The sequence below is a fragment of the Falsiroseomonas sp. genome (genome assembly GCF_041690465.1).
Taxonomy (GTDB): domain Bacteria; phylum Pseudomonadota; class Alphaproteobacteria; order Acetobacterales; family Acetobacteraceae; genus Falsiroseomonas.
Genome location: NZ_JAWLHG010000004.1, coordinates 120077 through 135178, shown reverse-complemented (window position 1 = coordinate 135178; position 15102 = coordinate 120077). Strand labels below are relative to the sequence as shown.

Genomic DNA, 15102 nt, shown 5'->3' with positions numbered 1-15102 from the left:
CGGCTTAGCTTTCCGCCATGCCCGGTCCGATCGCCACCTATGAGGAATTCTGGCTGCACTACCTGCGCGAGCATGCCAGCCCGCTGACGCGGCTGGTGCATGCGGCGGGGACGGTGCTGGGCGTGCTGGTGCTGCTCTGGGGTCTGCTGTTCGGCCCGCTCTGGCTGGTTCTGGTGGCGCTGGTGGTGGGCTATGGCTTCGCCTGGGGCTCGCACCTGCTGGTGGAGCGCAACCGGCCGGCGACCTTCCGCCATCCGCTGTGGTCGCTGGCGAGCGACCTGCGTATGGCCTGGCTGCTGCTGACCGGCCGGCTCGGGCCGGAACTGCGGCGCGCCGGGCTTGGCTGACGCGCGGGGATCGTAAGGGGGGCGCGTTTGGCCTGGCTGCTGCTGTTTCTCGCCGGCCTGCTGGAAGTGGGCTGGGCGATCGGCCTGAAGATGAGCGGCGGCTTCACCCGCTTCTGGCCGACCGTGCTGACGCTCGGCACCATGGCAGCCAGCATCTTCCTGCTCGGCCTGGCGTTGAAGTCGCTGCCGGTCGGCACCGCCTATGCGGTCTGGACCGGCATCGGCGCGGTCGGCACCGCCGCCTTCGGGATGCTGGTGCTGGGCGAGCCGGCGACGGCGGCGCGGATCGGCGGCGTGGCGCTGATCGCCGCCGGGATCGCGGTGCTGCGGGTCGGGGGATGAGCACGATGCGGCAGGCATGTCTGGCGATCGCGACCGCCGCGGTGCTGCTGGCGCCGGCCACCGCGCCTGCGGCGTATGACCCGCTGGAGGCGGTGAACCGCCGCGTGCATGCCTTCAACGCGCTCGCGCAGGAGCATGTCCTGGCGCCGATGGCGGCGCTCTGGCGGACCCATGTGCCGGAGGGCTGGCGGCGCGGCATCGGCCAGGCGGTGGCCAATCTCGGCGAGCCGGTGACCGCGGCGAGCGGCCTCGCGGCCGGCGAGCCCGCCGTGGCGGGCCAGGCGCTGCTCCGCTTTGGCATCAACACCACGCTTGGCCTCGGCGGGGTGCGCGATGCGGCGGCGGAGTGGGGCTGGCCGCGGCGCCCCTTCGCGCCGGGCGATGCCGTCTGCGCCTGGGGCGTGCCGAGCGGCCCGTACCTGGTGCTGCCGCTGCTCGGCCCGTCCTCGCTGCGCGACGCGACGGCGGGCTTCGCGGCAAATGCGGCGCTGGCGCAGGGCCTCGGTATCGCGCCGGTGGCGGCGTGGCAGGGCAGCGACGGCTTCCTGGCCTATGCCGCCGCCGAGGAGGCGCTGCGCCGGATCGAGGCGCAATCGCTCGATCCCTATGCGGTGCTGCGCAGCGCCTGGCGCCAGCGGCGCGCGGTGTCCTGCGCGGTGGATGCGGCGGCCGCCGCGCAGGAATAGCGCCGCGGCGCGCTCGGACCGGCGATGCTCGCGCCTTGGTGACCGGCGTGGCGCATGCCGTTTGCCGCTTCACAGATTGGATCCATGGATACTAGGCTCCCGGCAATTGGTTGGGAGACGGGGCATGTACCGCAGACACCTGATCGCCGCTTCCGGCGCGCTGCTCGCCGCACCGCGCCATCTGGCCGCGCAGGGCGCGCCGCGCCGCGCGACCATCGCCATGGACTGGGCGTTGCAGGGCGTCACCGCGCCCTGGACCATGGCGGAGGATCGCGGCTGGTTCCGCGAAGCGGGCGCCGAGATCGCCGTGACGCGCGGCTTCGGCTCGGGCGACACGGTGGTGAAGGTGGCGAGCGGCGCGGTCGAGCTCGGCTATGCCGACGTCTACACGCTGATGCGCTTCCTGGCGCAGAACCCGGCGCAGCGGATGGTCGCCTTCTTCATGGTGCATGACCGCTCCGCCCTGTCGCTGGCGGTGATGGCCGACAGCCCGATCCGGCAGCCCGCCGATTTCGCCGGCAAGACTCTGGCCGCGCCGCCCGGCGATGCCAGCCGCTCGGTCTTCCCGCTCTTCGCGCAGAAGGCGGGCTTCGACCCGGGCGCGGTGCGCTGGCTCGACGTGTCGGCGGATCTGCGGGAGGCGATGCTGCTGCGCCGCCAGGCCGACGGCATCTCCGGCCACGTCACCACGGTGGCGATGAACATCCGCGGCGCCGGGCTGCCGCGGGAGGCGGTGCGCTTCTTCCCCTATTCGGATTTCGGCGTGCCGCTCTACGGCCATGTGCTGTTCAGCACCACGGCCTTCGCGGAAGCCAATGCGCCGGTGCTGACCGCCTGCGCGAAGGGCACGGTGCGCGGCCTGCGCGCGATGATCGCCGACCCGCGCGCCGCGGCCGAGGCCGCCAAGCGGCGCGAGCCGCTGCTCGACGTGGACATCGAGGCGGAGCGGATCAGGATCGCCAACGACATGATGTTCGTCACGCCACATGTGCGCGCCAACGGCTTCAGTGCGGTGGACATGGACCGCCTCGACAGCACGATGAAGGAGGTCGGCCAGGCCTTTGGAATCGCCAATCCGCCGCCGGCATCGCAGCTCTACACCACGCGCTACCTGCCGCCACCGGCGGATTTGGCCTTCGCCGCCTCCTGAGGCCGAGCGCGATGCTGGCCGCGGTGATCGAACGCCAGGGCGACATCGCCAACCTGGCGGTGCGCGACTGGCCGGATCCGGTGCCGGGGCCGGGCGAGGTGCTGGTGGAGGTCCGCGCCGTCGGGCTGAACCACCTCGACATCTTCGTCCGCCGCGGGATGCCGGGCTTCCCGGTGACGACGCCCTTCATCTCCGGCGGCGACATCGCCGGGCGCGTCGCCGCGCTCGGCGAGAGCGTCACGCGCTGGCGCGTGGGGGACCGCGTTGCGGTCAACCCGATGACGCCCGCCGGCATGATGGGCGAGGAGGTGCAGGGCGGCATGGCGCAGCTCTGCACCGTGCCGGAGACGCATCTGGTGCGCATCCCCGATGGCATGGACGAGGTCACCGCCGCCGCCATCCCGATCAATTTCGGCACCGCGCTGCGGATGCTGGAGACCATCGGCCACCTCCAGCCGGGCGAACTGGTGCTGGTGATCGGTGCGAGCGGCGGCGTCGGCACCGCGGCGCTGCAGCTCATCCGCCAGCGCGGCGCGCGCAGCATCGCGGTGACGCGGGGGGCCGACAAGGCGTCGCTGCTGGCGCCGCACGCCGACCATGTGGTGGACATGGCGGCCGAGGATTTCAGCCGCGCCGCTTGGCGCCTGTCCGGCAAGCAGGGCGTGGACATGGTGCTGAACTACACCGGCGGCGACACCTGGGTGCCCTCGCTGCGCGCGATGCGCCAGCGCGGCCGGCTGGTGACCTGCGGCGCCACCGCCGGCTACGACCCGCCCGAGGACATCCGCTACATCTGGGTGCGCGAGCTGCAGGTTCTCGGCTCCAACGGCTACACCAAGCAGGACATCGAGCGCGCCTTCGAGATCTGCGCCGCCGGCGAGGCGAAGCCGCTGATCTCCCGAGTTCTCGACATCCACCAGGTGCAGGAGGCGCATCGGCTGCTGGAATCGCGCGAGGTGGTGGGGAAGGTGGTGCTCACCATCCCGCCGCGGAGCTGAGTCTTGCGGCTAGTCCTTCGCCGTGCGGTAGACGACGCGCCCGAGGGCAGCGAGCTTGCCGTCGGAGCCGAACACCTCGATGTCCACCACGCCGAGCGAACGTCCGACGCGGCGCGGCGTGGCCACGGCTTCCAGTGGCGCGACGGCCGGACGGAGGAAATCGGTGCGCAGGTCGATCGTCGGCATGCCGATGCCGGTCACCGCGTTCAGCGCGGCATGTGCGGCCAGGTCCACCAGCGCCGTGATCACGCCGCCATGCACCGTCTCGCGGTCCGGCGAATGGCGCAGCTCCGGACGGGCGGGCAGGGTGATGCGCAGGGTACCCGTCGTGGCGTCGTGCGCCGTGACGTGGCAGCCGAGCCACTGATGGAACGGCGCGCGGGCCATGAAGGCATTGAGTTTCTCGACGTCGTCCAAGGGGGATCTCCGTGACGGGTCGCGAAGGGAGCGTGCTGCAAGCGATACCGGGGCTGCACCCCAGCGGCAATCTCGGCGCCTTCTTCCATGCGGCGGTCGTGGCGTTTCCGGAGCGTGTCGCGCTGGTGGACCTCTCGGGCGCGGCGCCGCGCCAGATCACCTATGCCGCGCTGGAGGAGGAGATCCGCCGCGCGGTGACGCTGCTGCGCTCGGCGGGGGTCGCGCGCGGCGGGCGGATCGCGCTGGCGCTTGGCAATTCCGCGACCTACCTGGTCGGCTTCCTCGCGGCGATGCGGCTGGGCGCAATCCCGGTGCCCGTGAACCACAAGCTCGGCCGCGAGGCCATCGGCTTCATGCTGCGCGACAGTGGCGCCACCGGCATCCTTGCCGATCCGACGGAGGCCGCAAGCTCCTGCGAGGCGGCGGAGCAGGCGGGGCTGGCGCTGCGCCTGGCCACCCGCGCCACGCGCGAGGGCTGGCGTGATTTCGATGCGCTGCTCGCGGCCGCGGCGCCGGACCCCCATGTCGAGCCGATGGACTTCGACGGGCAGGCCTTCCAGCCCTACACCGCGGGCTCGACGGGCATGCCGAAGGGCATCTGCCTGACGCATGGCGGCATGCTCTGGGGCATCGAGCAGTCGGAGCGCTATTGGCCGGTGTCGCCGCAGGAGCGCGGCATCGTCGCTGCGCCGATGTTCCACAAGAACGCGATGCGCGGCGTGATCAAGCCGTTGCTGCGCGGCGGCGGATCGGTGGTGATCCTGCCGCGCTTCGAGGCGACGAGTTTCCTGCGTGCGCTCTCCGAGTGGCGCGTCACCGGCGCGGGCGGCGTGCCGGCGATGTATGCCGAGATCGCGCGGCACGAGGCGCTGATCCGCGACCTGGATTTCTCCGCGCTGAAGCTGCTCTCGATGGGTTCCGCCGCCGTGCCGGTGGAGCTGCTGGAGCGTCTGGCGGCACTGTTCCCCGGCGTCGCGGTGAAGGAGAGCTACGGCCTGACCGAAGGCGGCGGCGTGCTGCGGCCGCCGCTCGATGGGCGCGAGGTGCCGCGCGGCAGCGTCGGCGTGGTGCCGCCGGAGACCGAGGTGAAGCTGCTCGCCCCGGACGGCAGCGAACATCCGAACGAGGGCGAGCTCTGGGTGCGCTGCCCGTACGTGCTGAAGGAATACGTCAACCGGCCGGAGCTGACGGCGGCGCGCATCCGCGACGGCTGGCTCTGCACCGGCGACCTGTTCCGCGTGGATGCCGAGGGCTTCTTCCACTTCCTCGGCCGCAGCGACGACATGTTCGTCTGCGGCGGCGAGAACGTCTATCCGAAGGAGGTGGAGAACCTGCTGCTCGGCCACCCCGAGGTGGACGACGCCGTGGTGGTGCCGCTGCCGCACGCGACCAAGGGCATGGCGCCGGCCGCCGCCATCCGCCCGCGCGCCGGCACCACGCCGGACCCGCAGGCGATCAAGGATTTCTGCGCCGCCAACGGCCCGACGCACACCATCCCGCGCGCCGTGCTGCTGGTGGAGGAGCTGCCGCTGACCTCGGCCGGCAAGCCGGACCGCAAGGCGGTGCAGGCGATGCTCGAAGTACGCTTCGGCGCGCTGGCGCCGCGGCGGGAGGAGGGCGCATGACGGTTCCCGGATTCCACGCGCTCGGCGCCGGCACGCTGGTGCATTGGACGCGCCAGCTCGCCCGCATCCCGAGCGAGCAGACCGCGCTGATGGAGGGCGACCCGGCGATCGCCGCCTTCATCGAGAAGGGCGTGGCGCCGCTGCTCGCCGATGCGCCCGTCACGCTGCGCCGCGACGGGATGGGCAACCTGATTGCCGAGGCCGGGCCGGAAGGCGCGCCGGCGCTCGCCTTCTTCGCCTATGCGATGACGCATCCGCGCTCCACCATGCGCGATGCCTTCGCCGGCGAGCTGCTGGGCGAGGGTGAGGCCGCTGAGATCCGCGGCCGCGGCGTGGCGGAGCAGAAGGCGGCGCTGGTCGCCTCGCTCGCCGCCTTCCTCGACCTGGCGAGATCCGGCACGCTGCGGCGACGCCTCGCATGGTGCCTGCTGACGGCAGGCGAGACCGGGCGGCACGACGCGATCGCGGCGACGATGGCGGCGCTCGGCGCGCCGCCGGAACAGGGCATCGTGGCACTCGGCACCGGCGGGCGGATCTCGCTCGGCAATCGCGGGCGGCTGGATCTGCTGATGACGATCAAGGGCGTCGCCTGCCACAGCTCCACGCCCTGGCTTGGCGTGGACGCGACGCGCGGCGTACGGCTCGCGCTCGAGAAGGCGGAGGCGATCGGCGCGACGCTGGGGCGCGATCCGCTGCTTGGCCCGGCGACGCTGACATGCACCGCGATCCGCACCGCGCCGGACGCCACGCACACGCTGCAAGCGGAGGCGCGCCTGACCTTCGATCGCCGCCTGCTGCCGGGCGAAGACCCCGAGGCGGTGCTGGCCGGGCTGCGCGAGGCCCTCGCGCTGCCGCCGCCGCTCGGCATGGTGCTGGAGCGTGGGCCCTACATGCATGGCTGCCGCATCGCCGGCGATGCGCCCCTGGTGCGGCTGATCGAGCATGCGATGGAAGCCGAGGGCCTGCCGCCGCCCGGCACCTATCATTCCAACGGCGCGCTGGATGCGGGGTATCTCGCGCATCTGGGGATCGCCGGCGTGATGTGGGGGCCGGGCGACCCCGACATGTTCCACACCGACGAGGAGCGCGTGCGCGTGCCGGATCTGATCAACGCCGCGCGCGCTTATCGCGCCGTCGGCGCGCGGCTTGCGGCATGAGCGCGCGGACGATCGCCGTCTTCGGCAGCCATGTGCTGGCCGAGCAGGACGGCGTGCAGACTGTTCTGCCCGATCGCTGGGTGTTGCTGGAGGCGGGTCGCATCGCCGCCGTCAGCCCCGCGCGCCCCGCCGCCGACCTGGTGCTGGACGCGCCCGGGCGCCTGGTGCTGCCGGGGCTGATCAACATTCACCACCACAGCGTCAGCGAGATGATCGCGCGCGCCCGCGGCGAGGCTCCGGGTGGTGCCGGATCGGTGGCGAAGATCGTCTACCAGGTGCTGATGCCGCTGACGCTGCGCGCGGGCACGCTGCTCTCGAAGCAGGAGCGGCTGGCGATCGCGCGGCTCGGCATGCTGCAACTGCTGCTGGGTGGCTGTACGTCCGTGATGGAGCCGTTCCGCCCGGTGCTCGCCGAGATGTTCGAGGCGGCGGAGGAATTCGGCCTGCGCTACTGGGGCGCGCCCTACCTGTTCTCCACCGCTGATCCGCAGTTCCGCGCCGATGGCAGCGTGGACTACGCCGCGACGACCGCCGATGATTCCAGCCGCGACCTGGCCGAGTGGAACGCACTGCATGCGCGCTGGCAAGGTGCCGGCGACGGACGCATCGCCGTGGCGATGAGCCCGCATGCCACCGATACCTGCGATCCCGCCCTGCTGCGCGCCTGCCTCGACCGCGCGCGCGAGCTTGGCGTGCCCTTCACCATCCACCTGGCGCAGAGCCCGGACGAGGTGGTGACGATCCGGGCGCGGCACGGCTGTTCTCCGGCGGAATACCTGGATCGTGCCGGCGTGCTGGTGCCGGGAACTCTCGCCGCGCATTGCGTGGCGTGCAGTGACGACGACCTGCGGCTGATGGCGGCGCGCGGCGTGGTGGTGCTGAACTGCCCGCGCATCTTCGCGCGCGAAGGGATCCTGGCGCCATTCGCCCGGTTCGAGCGGCACGGGCTGAAGGTCTGCGTCGCGACGGATGGCTATGGCGGCGACCTGCTGGGCGACCTGTCGATGGCTGCGATGGTCTCGCGCCTTTGGGCGGGCGATGCGGGCGCGGTGACGGCGGAGGCGTTGCTGGAAAGCGTCACCGCCGGCGCCGCGACGGCGCTGGGGCGTGCGGACCTTGGCGCGATCCGTGAAGGTGCGGCGGGCGACGTCACCGTGTTCGACCTGACGCATCCCCAGATCGCCCCGCTACGCGATCCACGACGCGCGCTGCTGGCCTATTCGGGAAGTGCGCGGATGGAGACGCTGATCGTCGCCGGTCGGCCGCTGGTCAGCGGCGGGCGCTGGCTCGGCGGCGACGAAGCCGCGGTTGCTGCAGCGGGCGAGGCCGCGGTGCGCCGGCTGTGGAACCTGCCCGAGGTCGCCGCCGCGCTCGGCGGCTGACCCTACAGGAGAGACGGGATGTTCGGGGTCATGCCGCTCGCGCGGATGCCCGACACCGTCAGGTTCGCCGCGCGTCCGACGGCATGTGCTCCAGCGGCGACCGCGTGGCCGGCGCGTCTTCTGGGCGACAGGCTGAAGGCGCTCGGACCGCCTCTGCTGAGGCCGGCGAGGCGACCTTCAGGGGCGCGGTGCGCGCAGCGCGGGGGCGGGCGGGGTCGGCCGCGGCGTGGGCTTGTCGCTGAGCTCGGCCAGAAGCGACCAGACCCGGTGAGGGTCCATGCGCGTTTCCGGATCGTTCAGGAGCCGATCGAGTTCGGCCAGCTTCGCCTCGGTCTCGCGCTGTGTCATTTTCTCGCCTTGCGGTGCCGTGCGCCGGGCAGCCCTCCTTGCGGGGCGGCTGCTCCGGATCATGCGTGCATCAACGTGGCTGCGCGAAGGTGGTTGCGCGTCAGGGCTTCGCCGAAAATGTGCGGAACAGGGCACGTTCCGGGCTGTGCTGCCCCGTGATCAGCTGGAGGAAAGAATGGCCGGGGCCAGCGCGGGCGATTTCGCCGCCGGATGGCCGGGGTTGCGGAAGCGCAACTCGCCCTCCGGCGCCGCATCCGGCGGCGCCAGGCCGAACATCTCCATCCGACTGCTGCACGCCACCGCCACCACGCGCCGCGCAGAGGGCTCGGTCATCCAGCGGCGGGTGGCGCCTTCCAGTTCCATGCGTTCGCGCAGGGAGCGCCATTCGCCGCGGTCGATATCGTCGAGGAAGACCGAGAGGATGCCCGGCCGCTCGCCGGAGAGGCGGTTTTCCGCGGCTTCGGCCATGCGGCGGGTGGCGGCGGTGGCGATTCTGTTCTCCCGCCCGGCGCGGGCGGCCATGACGAAGACCGAACCGCCATCCGGCCCGGCGGTCACGGCGAGATGCGCCTCCTCGCCGAATTGGGCGCGCAGCTGGCCCGGCAGGCCGCGCATGGCGGCCTGGGCGCCGGCCAGCACCAGCGGATCGAGCTTCAGCACCGCGTCGGCCCCGGAATCCTGACGCTTCTGCTCGGCCAGCAGGCTGGAAATGCGGCGATGCAGCTCCGCCACCTGGATGTCGGTCGCCATGCCCTCGGGCAGCGTCATCTTCAGCAGGTAGCGGCCTGGATGGGCGGCGAGCCAGGTCTGGAGCTCGGGGTTCATCCGGTCCACCAGCGCATACCAGTCGCCGCGATGGACCTCGCGGCCTTCCTCGGCCGAGACGCTCTCGCAGGACACCTCGGCGGTGGCGCCTTCGCGGGTGATGGTGAGGTCCCAGGGGGTTTCCTCGGCCAGGCCGGTGAACGCCACCTCGAAGCCGCGGGTGCGGTGCAGTGCGGCGGTGCGCAGCAGGTGGAAGAGGGGTACGAGCGTGGCTTCGCCGGTCAGCCCGGCCTCGATGCGGGCGCGCAGGCGCTTGCGGGGCTCGGCGGGAAGGGTGGCGGCGAGGCGGACTGCTTCGGCGGCAAAGGCCGCGGTGCGCCGCTCGGCGGCGGAAGCCTTGGCCAGCGCGGCAGGCTCCGACAGGCGGGCGAGGATGAGTTCCAGCGCATGACGTTGCTGCGCGGCACGGCCGCTCAGCGAGGGCGCGCCGGCGCGGCGGCTGATCTCGGAGAGGCGCGCCGTCCATCGACGGTCGCCACACAGGGCGCGGAAGCGCGCGAGCGCGGCCGGATCCGGCCGATGGTCGGCAAATGGCATGCGACGGCCCGGTTTGTTGTAGGTTGAATGTGTCCTAACCCCAATCGGGCCTGCGCCGTCAAGTAGCCCGTCAGGTCATGTCATGCTTTCTTGACGGTCCCGGGCTCACGCTTCTCCGGTGTAGAACAGCGTTACCGTATGGGTCGCCTCGGCGAACATGAGCCAGCGCTCCACCAGCATGGCCGCCAGCGCGGCCGCCGCCGCCGGCACCAGCAGCAGCGCGGGCCAGGCGCCGGGCAGTGGCAGGGCGAGCAGCGCCAGCACCGTGGCCATGGCGAAACCGGCCAGGGTGACGGCGCGCAGCTTCATGCGGTGTGCGCGGGCGACGCGGAAGCCCATCTCGCGCAGCAGCCAGTTCTGCTCGGTATGCGGCGGATCGAGCGGGCGGGTGGCGCCGATGCGGCCAAGCCCGGTGGCGGATTCGATGCTCGGCGCCTCCTTCGGCTTCGGCGCGTCGATGCTGTCCCAGTAGGCGCGCTTCAGCGCGATGGCGGCGCCGCCGAGCAGGGCGGCGAGCACCGCCGGCGGCTGCCCACCCCCCCAGAACGCCGCCAGCGCCGCCAGCAGCGCCGCGCCACAGAAGGCGCCGAACAGCAGGTAGCCCCAGGGCACCATCGGATGATGCCACTGCCGCACCGGCCTGAGCGACGCGTAGATCATGCCCGTCGCCCAGGTCGTCACCACCGCGCCGGCGGCCGCGAGCAGGCCGGTGAGCGTCGCCAGCGCGGGGCTTTCCGCCACCAGCGCCAGCAGGAAAAGGCCCGCCGGGACATAGGTGGCGATCGCCGCCACGCCCTCGCGCGACAGCCAGGAGGAACGCCATTGCGAGAGCGCCCGCCAGGCACGTTCCGGCCGGCCGAGATGCTTGAGCGAGGAGAGCAGCCCGGCGGTGATCAAGGCGAGCGCGATCAGGAGCGCCAGGATGCCCAAGGCCGGCGCGGGCGGCACGAGGCCGAAGGCGCGCAACACCCCCAGCCAGAACAACAGCCCATAGCCGGCGCCGGAGGCCGTGGTGAAGAAGACGATGCTGGGTGCGGGATTCATGCGCGTGTCCGGGGCGAGCGTGCGGTGCGGGCGGCGCCTGGAGGGACACCGTCCGTCCCGGGGCCTCCCTGCCAGGGGGCAGTGGCCCCTTGGAACCCATGAGCCTTCGGGTGGCGCAGCAGGAGGCACGGAGCGCCCGTGATGAAGGTGGCGCCGGTGACGCCCCCTCCTGCCTTACCCGATAACCGATCGAGGTCCAGGAGGCTAAGCCTCCTGGCGTGCGGGGTCTGGGAAGGGCAGCGCCCTTCCCGGGGACGCCAGTGCCGCGCGCTCACCGCGACAGCGCCCGATCCAGCCACTGCAGCAGCGGGTTCTTGATGTCCATCGGCGTCGGCGTGGCCTCGGCTGGCGGGTTGGGGTTCGGCGCCGGGCGCTCCCGCGGTGGCAGGTATTTGTTCACCGGCTCGTAGCCGAGCTCCGGCATCAGGTCGAAGCCGCCGCGCGCCGCCACCAGGCGGGAGACCTTGCTGGTGGGATCGCCGAGGTCGCCGAAGTGCCGCGCGCCGACCGGGCAGGTGATGACGCAGGCGGGCTGGCGCTGCGGCTCGGGGATGGTCTCGTTGTAGATGCGGTCCACGCAGAGGGTGCACTTCTTCATCACCCCCTCATCCTCGTCCAGCTCGCGCGCGCCATAGGGGCAGGCCCAGGCGCAGAGGCCGCAGCCGATGCAGGTGTCGGTGTTGACCAGCACGATGCCGTCCTCGGCGCGCTTGTAGGACGCACCGGTCGGGCAGACGGTGACGCAGGCGGGCGTCTCGCAATGCAGGCAGGAGCGGGGGAAGTGAACCGTGCGGCCTTCCTCGCCCTCGCCCGCCTCGTAGGAGTGGACGCGGTTGAACCACACGCCCTCGGCGCCGGCGGAATAGGCGTTGAAGTCCGGCAGCGGTGCCAGGTGGCCGCCGGCGTTCCATTCCTTGCAGTTGGTCGCGCAGGCATGGCAGCCGACGCAGGTGTCGAGGTCGATGACCAGGCCCAGCTTCTTCGCGGTGGGCGGAGGAAGTTCGGTCACTTGCCGGGCTCCCTGACCATGCCGGGTGCGGGCGACATGCCCGGCGGGCGCTTCAGGGTTTCCGGATGTGGGTCGGTCACGGGGATCTCGTCGGCAGCGCATCTGGTGACGCGAACGCGCAGGTCGTACCAGGCGGCCTGGCCGGTGACGGGGTCGGCGTTGGCGAAGCGGTGGGCGGCCTGTTCCGAAGCCACCTGGGCGGGCAGCCATTCGCTGATGACGTGGTTCAGCAGGAAGCCGCGCGTGGCCTCCGGGCTGTCGGGCGACAGGTTCCAGGCGCCGGCACGCTTGCCGATGGCGTTCCAGGTCCAGACGGTGTCGGGGTTCACGCCATCCATCAGTGCGAGCTGCCCCTTCACGCGGCCATTTCGACTCTCGACCCACACCCAGTCATCCTGCGAGAGGCCAAGGCGGCTCGCCGTCACACGGTTCATGTAGAGCTTGTTGGCGCCCTTGATCTGCCGCAGCCAGGCGTTCTGGCTGCCCCAGGAATGGTAGTGCTCCATCGGCCGCTGCGTGACGGCGGAGAGCGGGAAGGGCGTCGTGTCGTGCTGCTGCTGTTCGAGCGGCGCGTACCAGATCGGCAGCGGGTCGCAATAGGTGGCGATGCGGTCGCGCAGATGCGCCGGCGGCTGCTTCGCGCCGTGGCCCTGTGCTGCGAGGCGGAATTTCTGCAAGGGTTCGGAATAGATCTGCAGCACGATCTGGTCGGATTTCCCGATCAGGCCCATCGCCTTGCTGTCCTCCAGATACGCCTTGTTGGCGTGCTTGAAGTACAGCTGCTCGGGCGGAAGCTCGTGCTTCCAGAAGCAGCCATTCTCGATGTACTTCTGCAACTGGTTCTGGTTCGGCTCGCCGACGCCCTTCTTCGTGCCGTCCTCGCCACGGAAGCCGGCCAGCGGGCCGACGCCGGGCATGCGCTGGTGGTTCATGATGTAGTCAGGGTAGTCCTTGAACCGCGGCGAGCCGTCCTCCTTCACGAAGGCGGGCAGGCCGAGGCGCGCGCCCAGTTCGATCAGCACCTCCTGGAAGCCGCGCACGTCGCGGTCGGGCTTGATGACGGGCTGGCGGATGGCGTCGCCGGGGCCGTGCGCGCTGCCAATCGGGCGATCGAGCAGCGAGATGCAGTCCCAGCGTTCCAGATAGGTCGTGTCGGGCAGGATCAGGTCGGCATAGGGCACCGTCTCGGAGAAATAGGCGTCCGAGTAGATCACGTGCGGGATGCGGTATTCGCCGTCCTCCTTCCGGGCTGTGAGGCAGCTTATGACCTCGCCGGGATTCATCGCGCTGTTCCAGGCCATGTTGGCCATGAACATGAAGAGCGTGTCGATCTCGTACGGGTCGCCGGCGCCGGCATTGCCGATCACCGTGTGCATCATGCCGTGCAGCGAGAGCGGCGCGTCCCAGCTGAACGCCTTGTCGATGCGGATCGGCGAGCCGTCGTCGTTGACCAGCAGGTCGTCCGGGCCATGCGGGAAGGAGAGGATGTTGCCCGCCAGCGGCGTATTGGGCTTCGCACCCTTGCCGGCCGGCCCTGGCCCCGGCGGGATCGGCCGCGGGAAGGGCGATTTGTAGCGCCAGCTCCCCGGCACATCGATCGCGCCGAGCAGCATCTGCAGCAGGTGCAGCGCGCGGCAGGTATGAAAGCCGTTGGAATGGGCGCTGATGCCGCGCATGGCGTGGAAGGAGACCGGCCGCCCGACCATCTTCTCGTGCCGCCGCCCGAGGCTGTCGGTCCAGGGCTGGTCGATGGTGATGGTATGGTTGAAGGCGATGTCGGCGATCTCGGATGCCAGGCGCCGGATGCGCTCGGCGGTCACGCCGCAGCGCTCCGCGACCTTCTCGGGCGCATGGTCGGGCGAGAGGTAGCGTTCCGCCATCAGCTGGAAGACCGGTACGGCGATCCGGCCATCTGGCAGGGTGTGCTCGCCCACGATGGCGGGTTGCATCTCCGCCGTGGCCGCATCCATCGCGCCGCGGACGCGGTCCCAGGCGAGCGGCTTGCCATCGGCGTCGCGCGCGAAGAGGCCGTCATCCGCGCCGCCCGGGTTCTTCACCACCAGCCAATGCGCATTGGTGTAGCGGACGAGGAAGTCGAGATCGATGCGATCCGTCCGCAGCAGCTCGTGGATCAGGGCCATGACAAACAGCCCGTCGGTGCCCGGGCGGATGCCGACCCATTCGTCGGCAATCGCCGAATAGCCGGTGCGCACCGGGTTCACGGACACGAATTTCGCCCCGCGCTCCTTCAGCTTGCCAAGGCCGATCTTGATCGGGTTCGAGTCGTGGTCCTCGGCGACGCCGAACATCATGAAGTACTTGGCGTGGTCCCAATCCGGCTCGCCGAATTCCCAGAAGCTGCCGCCGATGGTGTAGAGGCCGGCGGCCGCCATGTTGACCGAGCAGAAGCCGCCATGGGCGGCGAAGTTAGGCGTGCCGAACTGCGCGGCCCAGAAGCCCGTCAGGCTCTGCGACTGGTCGCGGCCGGTGAAGAAGGCGAGCTTTGCCGGGTTGGTCTCCCGGACATGCTTCAGCCAGCCGGTCGCGGTCTCGATCGCCTCTTCCCAGGAGATCTCCGCGAATTCGCCGCTGCCGCGCGGCCCCACGCGCTTCAGCGGCGCGCGCAGGCGGGATGGCGCATACTGCGTCATGATGCCCGCCGAGCCCTTGCCGCAGAGCACGCCGCGGTTCACCGGGTGGTCGGGGTTGCCCTCGATGTAGCGGACCCGGCCATCCTTCAGATGGACCTTGATGCCGCAGCGGCAGGCGCACATGTAACAGGTTGTGGTCTTCACCTCGTCGCCGATGGGCGCCGAGGTTTCGATGACCTCGCCATTCCCGGTCATGCGTCGCGGCAAGGCCGCGCGGCGATCGGCTGGCAGATTGGTGTCGGGCATTCCTGGCCTTGGTCGGTTCCGGTCGGATCCGATTAGCGCATGGCGGGCGGTTCGAGCAAAGCCCTGGCCGGCGCGGGAACGGACTTGCTCACCGGGATTACCGCAGGCTGTCGTGCCGCGCAGCGTCGCGCAACGGCGATCATTCCAACCACCGCGGTGCCGCTGCTGGAAGCTGCGCGTTTCGTGCAGGGGATGATGTTGCCGGTGCTGCACCATGCGCCGGCGCGCGGCGAACTCAGGCCCGGCGGACCGTGCTGCTGGACGACGGAACCTGCAAGACCGGCCAGACGTGCGAAATCGCCGGCGGCAGCAATGCCCATCTTCGCTGGGGGAAGCCC

At 71.1% G+C, this 15102-nt stretch carries 14 protein-coding genes; 8 read left to right on the top strand and 6 right to left on the bottom strand.

Features of this window, described 5'->3' with window-relative positions; translation table 11 throughout:
• The first annotated feature begins 17 nt into the window (after positions 1–17).
• The 5 genes from ACESM1_RS06500 to ACESM1_RS06480 all read left to right on the top strand — a co-directional run bounded on the left by ACESM1_RS06500 (position 18) and on the right by ACESM1_RS06480 (position 3523).
• The gene (locus ACESM1_RS06500; RefSeq protein WP_372618842.1) at positions 18–347 is read left to right on the top strand and encodes an Mpo1-like protein; all 330 of its coding nucleotides are present in this window, start codon (positions 18–20) and stop codon (positions 345–347) included.
• A 27-nt stretch (positions 348–374) separates the two neighbouring features.
• A complete protein-coding gene (locus ACESM1_RS06495) occupies positions 375–689 on the top strand; it encodes a DMT family transporter (RefSeq protein ID WP_372618840.1) in 315 nt (104 codons plus the stop codon).
• A gap of 5 nt (positions 690–694) precedes the next feature.
• Positions 695–1375 (top strand): MlaA family lipoprotein, encoded by a 681-nt coding sequence (locus ACESM1_RS06490; protein WP_372618838.1) that lies wholly within the window; start codon positions 695–697, stop codon positions 1373–1375.
• Between the two features lie 124 nt (positions 1376–1499).
• On the top strand, positions 1500–2525 hold the full coding sequence (locus tag ACESM1_RS06485) for an ABC transporter substrate-binding protein (RefSeq protein ID WP_372618836.1): 1026 nt from the start codon (positions 1500–1502) through the stop codon (positions 2523–2525).
• A gap of 11 nt (positions 2526–2536) precedes the next feature.
• Positions 2537–3523: an alcohol dehydrogenase catalytic domain-containing protein gene (locus ACESM1_RS06480; protein WP_372618834.1), complete on the top strand. Its 987-nt coding sequence runs from the start codon at positions 2537–2539 to the stop codon at positions 3521–3523.
• A gap of 9 nt (positions 3524–3532) precedes the next feature.
• Here ACESM1_RS06480 and ACESM1_RS06475 read toward each other — a convergent pair whose 3' ends face one another.
• On the bottom strand, positions 3533–3940 hold the full coding sequence (locus ACESM1_RS06475) for a PaaI family thioesterase (protein WP_372618832.1): 408 nt from the start codon (positions 3938–3940) through the stop codon (positions 3533–3535).
• Positions 3941–3972: 32 nt separating this feature from the next.
• Here ACESM1_RS06475 and ACESM1_RS06470 point away from each other — a divergent pair, with 32 nt between their 5' ends.
• From ACESM1_RS06470 to ACESM1_RS06460, 3 genes are read left to right on the top strand one after another with little or no spacing between them, the layout of a single operon-like run.
• Positions 3973–5565: a class I adenylate-forming enzyme family protein gene (locus ACESM1_RS06470; RefSeq protein WP_372618831.1), complete on the top strand. Its 1593-nt coding sequence runs from the start codon at positions 3973–3975 to the stop codon at positions 5563–5565.
• Positions 5562–6722, top strand: coding sequence for a M20 family metallopeptidase (locus ACESM1_RS06465; protein WP_372618829.1), 1161 nt, complete (start codon positions 5562–5564; stop codon positions 6720–6722). The genes ACESM1_RS06470 and ACESM1_RS06465 overlap by 4 nt, the downstream gene beginning before the upstream one ends.
• Complete coding sequence (locus tag ACESM1_RS06460) at positions 6719–8104, top strand: amidohydrolase family protein (RefSeq protein WP_372618827.1); 1386 nt, start codon at positions 6719–6721, stop codon at positions 8102–8104. The genes ACESM1_RS06465 and ACESM1_RS06460 overlap by 4 nt, the downstream gene beginning before the upstream one ends.
• Positions 8105–8281: 177 nt before the next feature.
• Here the strand turns inward: ACESM1_RS06460 and ACESM1_RS06455 are convergent, their stop codons facing one another.
• The 5 genes from ACESM1_RS06455 to ACESM1_RS06435 form a co-directional block, all read right to left on the bottom strand.
• On the bottom strand, positions 8282–8452 hold the full coding sequence (locus tag ACESM1_RS06455) for a hypothetical protein (protein ID WP_372618825.1): 171 nt from the start codon (positions 8450–8452) through the stop codon (positions 8282–8284).
• Between the two features lie 159 nt (positions 8453–8611).
• A complete protein-coding gene (locus ACESM1_RS06450) occupies positions 8612–9814 on the bottom strand; it encodes a hypothetical protein (RefSeq protein ID WP_372618824.1) in 1203 nt (400 codons plus the stop codon).
• A gap of 105 nt (positions 9815–9919) precedes the next feature.
• On the bottom strand, positions 9920–10858 hold the full coding sequence (locus ACESM1_RS06445) for a dimethyl sulfoxide reductase anchor subunit family protein (RefSeq protein ID WP_372618822.1): 939 nt from the start codon (positions 10856–10858) through the stop codon (positions 9920–9922).
• 271 nt (positions 10859–11129) lie between these two features.
• Entirely contained in the window at positions 11130–11867 is a 738-nt protein-coding gene (locus ACESM1_RS06440) for a 4Fe-4S dicluster domain-containing protein (protein ID WP_372618820.1), read from the bottom strand.
• The gene (locus tag ACESM1_RS06435; protein ID WP_411278360.1) at positions 11864–14764 is read right to left on the bottom strand and encodes a molybdopterin oxidoreductase family protein; all 2901 of its coding nucleotides are present in this window, start codon (positions 14762–14764) and stop codon (positions 11864–11866) included. The genes ACESM1_RS06440 and ACESM1_RS06435 overlap by 4 nt, the downstream gene beginning before the upstream one ends.
• Positions 14765–15102: the final 338 nt, after the last annotated feature.